Origin of the sequence: Asaia platycodi JCM 25414, from assembly GCF_000614545.1 — a bacterium.
GTDB classification, from domain to species: domain Bacteria; phylum Pseudomonadota; class Alphaproteobacteria; order Acetobacterales; family Acetobacteraceae; genus Asaia; species Asaia platycodi.
Genome location: NZ_BAKW01000003.1, coordinates 243,285 through 253,586, shown reverse-complemented (window position 1 = coordinate 253,586; position 10,302 = coordinate 243,285). Strand labels below are relative to the sequence as shown.

Below are 10,302 nucleotides of genomic sequence, written 5' to 3'. Positions count from 1 at the left end.
CGCGTATCGTCGCCGGATCTTCGCTGCGCGGATTGTCATCGGTTACGATGGCCAGATCGGCCAGTCTCGCGGCAATCTGACCCATGAGCGGGCGCTTGCCACGATCGCGGTCACCGCCTGCGCCGAAAACGACAATCAGGCGGTTCTGCGCATGAGGGCGCAGGCTGTGCAGCAGATGATCAAGCGCATCGGGAGTATGGGCATAATCGACATAGACACCCGCTCCATGATCGAGGGTTACCGCCAGTTCGGCGCGGCCGCGCACGCCGCCCAGTTGCGGGATGAGATCGAGCACGGCGCGGGCCTGTGAATTGTCCTCCCAGGCAAGGGCAGCAGCGAGCAGCACGTTATCGACCTGGAAGCGTCCGGTAAGGCCAAGTTCGTATTCAGGCAGCGTCTCGCCGAAGAGAGAGAGCGATACGATCTGACCATGGGGGAGAGGCGTTGCGCGCAGAAGTCGGATCGTCTCGCCCTGTTCGCCCACGCCGCGCAGACGAAGCTTGCGCGTCAGCGCCATATCGCGCAGCGCCGAGACAGTTTCTGAATCCATATCGGCATTGATGGCGGCAATGGCGTCTTCGGGCAAAAGCTCGGCGAAGAGTCTCAGCTTTGCGGCACGATAGGCGTCCATCGTGCGTGATAATCGAGATGGTCGCGCGTGAGATTGCTGAACCCGCCGGCATTCAGCGAGACGCCATCGAGCCGATGTTGATCGAGCCCGTGCGAGGATGCTTCGAGTGCCACATGATCGACGCCGACAGCTTTGAGCCGGGCGAGGCTTTGCACCAGAGAAACCGCATCAGGCGTCGTGAGCGGCGGCGGTGCCTCGACAGGGATATCGCTGATGAGCGAGCGTGCCGATACTCGCCGACGCATTGCCGCCCAGCGACCAGAGCTGCCGCAGGAAGTCAGCGGAACTGCTTTTGCCATTGGTCCCGGTAATGGCCACGATGCGTCGCGGCTGCGCGCCAGCCAGAATACGCGCGATCACAGCCAGATCATGGCGGGGGGACAGGGCCGTAATGCAGGGCGTTTCGACGCCAGCCGGAAGATCTGCACTCTCCGGCAGCAGCAGGGCGGCGGCGCCCTGTGCCAAGCTTGCGGGATGAAGCGCGCGCCATCCTGGGCAACGCCAGGCAAAGCGGCAAAGATCATGCCTGGCACCACGGCTCGGCTATCGGCGGTGATGTCCATGATTTCGGGATCGATGGCGCATGTCGGGGCGGTCAACCCGGCCCGATGCAGAATCTCGGAAAGGCGCATGGCTCAGCCTCGTTCAGGGGTATGGTGCGCGGTGCGTCCGGAGGCTTTGGCGGCAAGCCTGGCCGCTTTTTCAGCGGCTTTGGCTGCGGCTTTTTCCTCTTTTTCCTTCTGCGCCGCGATGCGCGGATCGCCGGGGTCATTGCCGGGGCCGAGGGCGCGCTTGCCGGGCGGAATGCCAGGTTCGAGCGGTATCGCCATATCGGCATCGATCTTTGCCGCATTTTTGGTGTCGGGGAACATGCCGAGCATCGGTCCGATACGCGCAATCAGCTTGCCGGTGGTCGGAGCAGCGTTCCAGCCGGACGTCACGAAACCATGGGTCTTGGGTGTCGGGTGCGGAGAATCGAGCATGACATAGACCGCGTAACGCGGAGCATTCATCGGAAAGATCGAGGTGAAGGCCGAGATATTGACGTGTTTCAGATAGCGACCGTTCGGGCCGACTTTTTCAGCCGTGCCTGTCTTGCCGCCAACGAAATAGCCCGGCACCTCCGCGCTGCGCGCCGTACCCTGTGTCACGTCAAGGCGCAGCATCTTGCGGATGAGCTTCGAGTTCTCTTCCGACACCACACGCAGACCCTCGGGCGCCGGGGGAGGCGCCGGGGCATCATCGCTCGTAGCAGTGCCGGAAGTGTCGGGTTTGAAGCTGCCGGGGTTATCGGCGCGCCAGCAGGCGCGGCACCGGGGGCGCCGGCAGGTGGCAGGGCGTCGTTATCGGGTTTCGAAGCGTCATCCTGATCACGGGCGAGAAGCGTCGGCTTGATAAGAATGCCGCCGTTCACGGTCGCCGCCGTGCCGCGCACGATGGCAAGAGGAGCTTCGGCGACGCCATGGCCGAAGCCGATTGTCATGACCGTCGAAACGCCCCAGTTTTTCGTTGACGGTACGATGGGGCGGCCAGCTTCTGGCAATTCAATCGGCACGCGATTGAAGAACCCCATGGTGCGTAGCCATTCCTGCTGCCTCTTGGCGCCCACATCGAGCGCGATATGGGCGGCAGCGGGGTTGGACGATTTGGCCAGCACGTCAGGCAAGGCGAGCCAAGGCTGAAAATGGTCGGATTTGATATCGGAGATCGTGAATCGTCCGATGTGGATCGGAATGGTCGAGAAACGATCCCAGATATGAGCCACGCCATATTCTATGGCCATGGCGGCTGTCTGCAATTTGAACGTCGAGCCCGGTTCATACATGCCAGTCACGGCGCGGTTGAAGCGTGAATCGGCGGGCGCACGGCCGAAATCATTGGCGTCGTAATCGGGCAAGCTCACCATGGAGATGACTTCGCCCGTATTGACATCCATGACGATGGCAGCGGCACCGATAGCCTGGAATTCGTCCATGGCGGCCTGGGTCACCTCACGCGCGACGGCCTGGATACGTACATCAAGCGACAGGCGCAGCGGTGTGCGGTCCTTGTTCAGACGCTCGTTGAAAAACCGTTCGACCCCTGCCACGCCATGGTCATCAATATCTACCCCGCCCAGTATCTGCGCAGCAGTACGGCCCAGTGGATAATGACGGCGCTCGCTCGCCTCGAAATAAATACCCGGGATGCCGAGATTATTGATCGCGATTTCCTGCACAGGCGAAATATCGCGGGCAATATAGACGAACTGCTTCTTAAGCGAGAGGCGGCGCGTGGTTTCTGCCTCGTCGAGTTGCGGCAGAACGCTCTTGAGCTTCTTGGCTGCATCGGACGCGTCGATCAGCTCCATGGGATTGGCATAGACCTGCGCCACCGGCAGCGACAGCGCCAGCGTCTGGCCATTGCGATCGACAATGCTGGCACGATGCACGTCAGGCAGGGCGAAATCCCCTGCAATCTGGCCTTTAGGGTCGCTTTTGGGAATTTCTGGCACCTGCGACGCGATCTGTCGCTTCTCGGGAGCCATGGGCATGAAGACGGTCGCAAGGCTCAACTTGACCGCAACCAGACCGAACAGAAACAGAAAACCGAGGCCGACACCGATCAGCCTCGTATGCATCTGGTCGAGTGACGCCTTGACCCGTTTGGGACTCCTGCCTTCAGAGCGCGAGGGCGCGCCATCCGTGTTGCCCGATTTTTTCGGGGGAGGAGTCCTGCCAGCCATGCTCAGGCGCTTTCATATCCGCTCAATTGGCGAGAGGCATGGGCGGCGGAAGCGCATCACCATAGCCAGCGAGAGACGAAGACGACCCTGAATCGCTCTGCACATGATGCGGCTTGGGGGCCTGAATGGCAACGTCGACATTCTGTCGTGCCGCATGGGCAGGCGCCGCTACGCGTGGATTACGCCATGTGGTAGCCGCCGTCGCCTGAGGGCGGTTGCCACGAAACGTCGCCAGACGAACTGCGAGATCGGAATCCCCGTTGCTCTGCGCGGCGCTGTTGCGTGTGGTCGCATGCACGACGGCGTCGTAACGATGGCCATGATGCGCGGCCTGACCAAGTTCGTCAGAGACCATATGGGTGCGGTTGCTCTGCTGGGCCAGCTCGATGGTAGGGCGCGGAGCTGGGGGCACCAGACGCGTCGAACGCGGTGCCGTGGCCGGGCGGGCAGCCTGTGCCACGCGGGGCGTCGCCGAAGCGAGTGTCACGCGAGGGGCTGGCATGGCGGGGGCGTCTGCCTCTGACGCAACAACGGCCGGAGCGGGGCGATGACGGGATGTGTCGGCGCTGGCCACGAGTGCTGAAGGGGTGTCATGCGCGGCAGAACCCTTCGGTTCTGAAGCCTTCTGTTCAGGCGCCCTAGGCGCTGCAACGACGGCAGGCTGGGCAGAAGGGGCATTGGACACAGCCACACTCAGGCTTTCGCGCGGATCGCGAAAGGCGGGCTTGGTGCTGGGCGCGGGCAAGGCGTCGATCATGCTGGCCAGTCGCACATATTGCGTGGGGGCCATGGGGTGCAGTTGACCCAGAAAACGCGTTGACAGGGCGCTCAATCGATCCGGCTGGTTCAGCAGGGCCCACTGGGTGCGCAGCATCGCCGTCTGCTGGCGCACACGCTCCGTCTTCTGCACGACCGTCGTGATATGCTGATCGAGCACGGTCGTCTCATGCTTCTTGGTATAAAGAAACATGCCCGAACCACCGGCAAGGAGCGCGCAAAGGATCGTAAAAGGCCGGATCATGAATGAGACCCCCTAACAGAGGCTGAAGGTGCGGTGCGGAGCAGGCTTCGCAGCTTGGCGCTGCGGGAACGGGGATTGCGGCGGATCTCGTCTTCGGATGCGAGAACCGGGCGCGTGTGCGGCAGAACGAAATCGGGCGTGACAAAGCGCTCGGCCATGGGTTCATGGCGTGATGGGCGGCTGACACGTCCCGCGGCCTGGGCAAGCGCGCGCTTGACCAGACGGTCTTCGAGCGAGTGAAACGTTACCACGACCAGCCTGCCGCCCTCGGCCAGAAGGGCAGGGGCCGTGTCCAGTGCGCGCTGCAATTCACCGAGCTCGTCATTCACAGCGATACGCAGCGCCTGAAACGTGCGTGTCGCGGGATGAATGCCCGATTTATCAGGGCGCACGACACTGCGCACGATATCGGCCAGACGTGCTGTCGTGTGGATGGGTTCTTCGGCACGCGCGCGAACGATGGCGGCGGCGATGCGGCGCGACAGCCGGTCTTCGCCGTAATGATAGATGATGTCGGCCAACTCGTCGGCATCAGCCTTGTTCACCAGATCGGCGGCTGACCGACCAGCCTGCGACATGCGCATGTCGAGCGGCCCGTCATGGCGGAACGAGAAGCCACGCTCGGCCTCGTCGATCTGATAGGACGACACGCCGATATCAAGCACGATGCCATCGAAAGGCGCGTCATCGCCCAGCAGATCGGCCATGGCGCCGAAAGTGCCGGGCACGGCCACCAGCTTGCGCGAGGGCGCGCAGGCGTCAAGTTCGGCCGCAAGCGCTTCGGCACGGGCGATGGCCGTCGGGTCGCGATCGACGCCCCAGACGGTGCAGGCCGCACGGACCAGAATGCCTCTTGTATAGCCACCGCCGCCGAATGTGCCATCGACATACCGTCCGTCATCATGCGGGGCGAGGGCGTCGAGCACTTCGGGCAGCATTACGGGCACATGGCCGGGGTCGTGTTCGGTCAGCAAGGCGAGAGGAGCGATCGCGTTCATGATGCCAACTCGCGGGCATTTGTCGTGGGGCGGCTGGTCATGCGGCGGGCGCGGGCGCGGGCTTCTTCGCGACGTTTGGCACCGGCCTCGGGCTCCCAGATCTGGAAGACGCGACCGAGCCCCATGAAGGAGATCTCATCGACGAGATTGGCATGACGTTTGAGCACATCCGGCAGGATGATGCGCCCTTCCTTGTCGGCATCGATCGGATAGGCATCGGCATAGAGACTGGCGGCGAGATCGTCATGGTCGTCGGAGAAGATATCCAGAGACTCTACCGGCCTGCAAGGGTGGCGAATGCGGCGCAAGGCCAGGCTTCGATGCAGGGGTGAAGATGGGAGGGGCGCAGAATGACCAGACTCTCTTCAGGCTGGGCCTGAGCGCGTAGGGCAGCGCGAAAGGATGCCGGAATGGACACGCGGCCCTTGGCGTCAAAACGGTTCTGATGCGTGCCAAGAAACACACTCACGCCGTTCGATGCCTCCTCGCCGTTCCAAGAGTGACTGCCAATGACTTTTCGCGCCGGGGCGGGACAAGGCCGCTCGCTGCTTGTCTCAGGAACCGTCCGGGATATGTTTGGGATATCATGGGATTTTATGGGACGTCAAACAATTCGCGCTGGAAATTGGCGGAATTCCTCGATTTTTTCGTCGCCATCAAATATTATGTTCTTATAATGTTCTCTTTTCCGATACGGAGACGCAATCATGACTTTGCCATGAGGTGTTTTTGTTAAGTTCTTATTAGGGGAGAACAAAAGGTGATTAAGGCGCGATTGAGTCCATGGCCGGAGTTTTTTACTCTTATTTCCGCGTCAGACGCGAACTCTTCTCCCTGGATTGCATGATGCTGTGGCGCCAAAATGGCAACGACAGGCATTCTGACCGCAGCCGGAAACGGGCGCGTCCTGCTTTCTTGTCTTTGCGAAAAATAATGTCAGACGGTCTGTAAGCCGGGTTCTGTCCGCCAAAGGCGGGGCGATCATTCCTCTGGGACCGGTCTTGCAACCGGCCTCACGCAACCAACCCGAATGACAAGGCGGGAGAGCCTCTGATCCCATCTCGCGAGAGACGGATCCGCCATTCCTATTCGGTCTTGCTCCCGATGGGGTTTGCCCTGCCTCCCGCGTTACCGAAGGAGCGGTGCGCTCTTACCGCACCGTTTCACCCTTGCCTGCAGCCCGAGAGCCGGGCAGGCGGTTTGTTTTCTGTGGCACTTTCCCTAGGGTCGCCCCCGCCGGCCGTTAGCCGGCATCGTTCTCCCGTGGAGCCCGGACTTTCCTCCATCACGCCGGTTCGCACCGACGCAGCAGCGATCGCCCGACCGTCTGACGGGCGCAACCTGACCGATGCCCGATGCGGGGTCAAGCGGCTGGCGCGGAATTTATGCCAGGCTCACGGTGTTCGGGTTTCCGGCGGCCTGCTGGGGTGCGGCGTCAACGTTCAGGTCAGGCTCAGGAAGGAGTGCTGTCCGAGCGTCGTCTTTTCGCCTGGAGGCGAGTCCAGAAGGGTGACGGTCATCTGGCTGCCGCGCGCCTCGACCGGCGATGGGAGATGGATGAAGGCAGCGCCATTCGTCCATCGGCATGTCGGGGTCTCGACCTTGTGCCAGCCATCGGCGCTCTCTGGCTCAAGATGCCCGTCGAGATCGAAGCCTTCCCGATCGCTTCCCACCCTTATCTGTCCGACCAGAACACCCAGAGTGCGGCGGTCGTCGATATGAGCCCCGATATCGACTGCAGGAATGAAAACGCGTGAGTGCAGCACAACCGTTCTGGTATGGGCGGGCAAGCCGAACATGATGCGGCGCTCATCGACGAAATGCGGCGGGATGACGCGTCCGTCTTCGGTCGTAAGACAAAGCCCGGCAGTGCGAAGATCATTGGCGCCGTGACGCTTCGAGAGCTGCGCCGCATGACCGTACAGGGTGAAAATCGAAGCGAGAAAGGGCGATGAGGCGTCAAGCGGGAGTGGGCGCATTGCGTCATCAGGGACGGGAGTAGCGGAATGCGCTGTTTTGCCCTCAGGGGCAGGCAATAGCGCAGGCATATAGCTCTCTACCGTCAGGCCATTGGCGATGATGAACTCGTGCTTCTCAAGTTCTATGCCGAAATACCGGTAGGGACCGGTATTTCTGTCGTAAGTCACCGAGTCATTATTGATGAGCGTGCGAGCCGGAACGCGAGTTCCGTCAAAATGAACGCAATGTTCCGGTGTCACCAGAAGATCGCGATAGGGTGCGCGCGTACCAAAGGCTTTTGCATGGATACGGACAGGGTAATTGGCCCAGCATTCCGGCAGCACCGGTGAAGGTGTTTGTCGGCCTTCGTGTATGCTGACGATCGGGCATGATTGCCGAATGCCGTCTCTCATGATCGTGATCAGATCCCCCGACCGCAACGTTTCAACCGGGTGCTCGCCCGATGGTGTGGCGATCAGCGTGCCGGAAAGAAAACAGGGGGTGGCTCTGGTATAGGTTACACCCTTGTTTCCGTTGTAGCTGCCTGCATTCGTGAAGCCGTTGGGATCGTAGCCGAGGCCGATATCGAGACGAATGGTCTTTGTCAGCTGTGTGATCGTCAGAATGCCGGTCGACGGATTATAGCTGAAGCTGTTCGTGCCGTTGCCGTTCCAGACATAGAGAACATCGCCCTGCGAGAGCCCGCGTATGCGGAGATCGACGACGCCGGACTGGAAATTGAAGGCGATATAATTGTTCGACCCTTTGAGATTGATGGTCGTGTTCGACATGGATCGCTGAACCGAGAGAGACGAATTTTCCATGTTGATCGTCTATCCGGCCACGGTCAGCAGCGAATAAAAGGTCGGATCTTTGGAATTGCCTCTCAGCTGAACGTTCTTGAGATTGATCGTGCAGGCTCCGGTGATTGACGAGGCTGCGAAGGGCAACAGCGAGATACCGGTAATATTGATCGTGCCGTTATTGACGACGGCTCCTTTGACATTGACCGTTGATTTCCCGTCCGATGACCCGGAAAAACTACGGTTCTGCCTGCGGCAATTGTCGTAGTCTTGCTGGCGGCGCCAAGATCATAGCTCACGGCTAGGGCGCGCGCGGTGGCGGCGCGCGCATACAGGCTGATGTCACACGCCCTGCTGAAGGAGTAGTCTCATCGGTCTTAATTTTATTTCCAGGACCAAGTACAACTCTCGCTTTTATTTCAGGAGAGAATGGTAATCTTACTATTTTCGAACTAGAGACTTTCCGGGTCTGGAATGTCAAACATGTTTTGTTCAGTGCTCCTTAACAAAACTTACCCTAAGCGCGCGTTTGACTCATTCAGCTTGCGGTTTCCGACGTAGCGCCGGGGGGATCTGGGTTCGCGCAGCCCCGGAAGACGCAGTGTGTAAAGCCCGACGCGTGAAGCTGAGAGAGCCTTGTGAGGAAGTGGTTTCGACGGAAAGGCGGCTGTAGCCTGGGCGGTCAGGGGCGCCGTCTTGCGATCTCAAGCCATATTTCTCTGGTGAAGTCCGATAAGGCAGCCCAAACTTTCGTTCATGACTATTTTGCCTGTTTCTCGCCCAGGATGGCTCTATCGCCTTTTTCTGCACTGGCTCAAAAGAGCATCGAAAGGTCGTGACGGCTTACCCTTGCCGGAAAGCCTGACGCCTGCCTCTCTGGCGGCGCTGCGTCGTATGACGGGTATGCCGAGTTTCCCCCAGGCGCTCTCCTCATTGCAGATCAGGGAGTGGCGCGAATTGCGCGTACCTTGCGGTGACGAGACCCGCCTTGCCCGGCTCTATCGACCCAGAGGGCGCGTCACCGGGCTGGTGCTTTTCATGCATGGCGGCGGCTTTGTGCATTGCGATCTCGTCTCGCATCACGGGATCTGTTGTCGTCTGGCACGTCACTCCGGCGCGATGGTGCTGTCACTCGATTACCGCCTTGCACCGGAGGCGCCTTTCCCGGCGGCGGTCGATGATGGGTGGGGTGCCCTGCTTTGGCTTTACGAGCAGGCCGAGGCACTGGACCTTCCGCTCGCGGTTTGCGGTGACAGCGCGGGTGGCAATCTCGCTGCGGTGCTTGCGCGCCGGGCCAGAGACTACGGACTGCGCCGCATGGTATCGCAATTACTGTATTATCCGACCGTAAGCGGTTTGCTCTCGCCGCCGAGCCGCGAGATTTTTGGTCAGGGTTTTATGCTGACCGCCCGTCTTCTTGAGTGGTATGGCCGACAATATAGTCGTTGTGACCGCGACATGCTCGACCCGGATATGGCCCCGGTCTTTGCTGACGACTTCGGCGGTCTCGCTCCTGCGATGATTGTCACGGCTGGTTTCGATCCGCTGCGTGGGGAGCTGAGCTTTATACTCGCCTGCTGCGTGGTGCCGGAGTGAGCGTGCGTCTGGTCTGCTTTCCGCACGCGATCCATGGGTTTCTGAATTTTTACGCCGCGCTTGTGGACGGCCGGCGTGCGTTGCGTCTGGGCGGAAAGTTTCTGCGCCGGTCTTTCCATGATGCAAAGCAAACTAACTGAGCGCCCATGAAAAAAGCCGGACTGCGAACCCGGCTTTTTTCTTGATTACTGCTGTGCCATGGCGTGAAAGCGACCGGGTGACCCCTGATCGGTAGCCAGAAGGCGATCGGCTCTGTTCACCTTGATCGTAAAGAGCCGGTCGAACGTACCGGCCTTGCCGGGGCAGCCATCATTGCTGCGCTGCATGAAATCAACGCGCGTTGCATCTGGCGGATCATTACCGTTGATGATCGGCACGAGGCATTTTGCAGGCACATCGGTCATGCCGTTATGCGTCACCATGACACGCAGATGTTCGACGAGTTTGGTATTGTCGAACCAGGCCAGGCGATCGAACTGGATCTTGTCCGCAGCCTGGTCGAGCCAGCCCATTTTCATGACAAGCACGGCCAGAAGAGAGACCGGTACCAGCACGACCAGGCGACGAAG

At 60.5% G+C, this 10,302-nt stretch carries 7 protein-coding genes, 1 other RNA gene and 3 pseudogenes; 1 reads left to right on the top strand and 10 read right to left on the bottom strand.

Annotated elements, in window-relative coordinates:
• The 9 genes and pseudogenes from JCM25414_RS24510 to JCM25414_RS04440 all read right to left on the bottom strand — a co-directional run.
• Nucleotides 1-265, bottom strand: a 265-nt coding sequence (locus tag JCM25414_RS24510; protein WP_277911018.1) for a glutamate ligase domain-containing protein, incomplete at its 3' end; no start/stop codon positions are given.
• 117 nt (nt 266-382) lie between these two features.
• A pseudogene (locus JCM25414_RS24505) lies at nt 383-876 on the bottom strand (Mur ligase family protein); the annotation flags it as partial.
• A 111-nt stretch (nt 877-987) separates the two neighbouring features.
• Nucleotides 988-1,263: a hypothetical protein gene (locus JCM25414_RS24500; protein ID WP_242403342.1), complete on the bottom strand. Its 276-nt coding sequence runs from the start codon at nt 1,261-1,263 to the stop codon at nt 988-990.
• A 3-nt stretch (nt 1,264-1,266) separates the two neighbouring features.
• Nucleotides 1,267-3,251 (bottom strand): annotated as a pseudogene (locus JCM25414_RS17120) (peptidoglycan D,D-transpeptidase FtsI family protein).
• Between the two features lie 127 nt (nt 3,252-3,378).
• On the bottom strand, nt 3,379-4,377 hold the full coding sequence (gene ftsL, locus JCM25414_RS24495) for a cell division protein FtsL (RefSeq protein ID WP_025840851.1): 999 nt from the start codon (nt 4,375-4,377) through the stop codon (nt 3,379-3,381).
• Nucleotides 4,374-5,375 carry a 16S rRNA (cytosine(1402)-N(4))-methyltransferase RsmH gene (gene rsmH / locus JCM25414_RS04455; RefSeq protein ID WP_025840850.1) on the bottom strand — a complete coding sequence of 334 codons (1,002 nt, stop codon included), beginning with the start codon at nt 5,373-5,375 and terminating at the stop codon, nt 4,374-4,376. The genes ftsL and rsmH overlap by 4 nt, the downstream gene beginning before the upstream one ends.
• Nucleotides 5,372-5,844 (bottom strand): annotated as a pseudogene (gene mraZ, locus JCM25414_RS17115) (division/cell wall cluster transcriptional repressor MraZ). The gene rsmH and the pseudogene mraZ overlap by 4 nt, the downstream one beginning before the upstream one ends.
• Nucleotides 5,845-6,307: 463 nt before the next feature.
• An RNA gene (gene rnpB / locus JCM25414_RS21395) (RNase P RNA component class A) lies at nt 6,308-6,706 on the bottom strand.
• Nucleotides 6,707-6,817: 111 nt separating this feature from the next.
• Nucleotides 6,818-8,158 (bottom strand): Hint domain-containing protein, encoded by a 1,341-nt coding sequence (locus JCM25414_RS04440; RefSeq protein WP_025840849.1) that lies wholly within the window; start codon nt 8,156-8,158, stop codon nt 6,818-6,820.
• Between the two features lie 735 nt (nt 8,159-8,893).
• Here JCM25414_RS04440 and JCM25414_RS17110 point away from each other — a divergent pair.
• Nucleotides 8,894-9,733: an alpha/beta hydrolase gene (locus tag JCM25414_RS17110; RefSeq protein ID WP_242403341.1), complete on the top strand. Its 840-nt coding sequence runs from the start codon at nt 8,894-8,896 to the stop codon at nt 9,731-9,733.
• Nucleotides 9,734-9,918: 185 nt separating this feature from the next.
• Here the strand turns inward: JCM25414_RS17110 and JCM25414_RS04425 are convergent, their stop codons facing one another.
• A complete protein-coding gene (locus JCM25414_RS04425; protein WP_025840848.1) occupies nt 9,919-10,287 on the bottom strand; it encodes a hypothetical protein in 369 nt (122 codons plus the stop codon).
• Between the last annotated feature and the right edge of the window lie 15 nt (nt 10,288-10,302).

What these genes read in the sequence shown, in the direction of transcription:
- JCM25414_RS24500 (WP_242403342.1), bottom strand. Translation starts at nt 1,263, where the DNA reads ATGCGCCTTTCCGAGATTCTGCATCGGGCCGGGTTGACCGCCCCGACA.
- ftsL (WP_025840851.1), bottom strand. Translation starts at nt 4,377, where the DNA reads ATGATCCGGCCTTTTACGATCCTTTGCGCGCTCCTTGCCGGTGGTTCG.
- rsmH (WP_025840850.1), bottom strand. Translation starts at nt 5,375, where the DNA reads ATGAACGCGATCGCTCCTCTCGCCTTGCTGACCGAACACGACCCCGGC.
- JCM25414_RS04440 (WP_025840849.1), bottom strand. Translation starts at nt 8,158, where the DNA reads ATGGAAAATTCGTCTCTCTCGGTTCAGCGATCCATGTCGAACACGACC.
- JCM25414_RS17110 (WP_242403341.1), top strand. Translation starts at nt 8,894, where the DNA reads ATGACTATTTTGCCTGTTTCTCGCCCAGGATGGCTCTATCGCCTTTTT.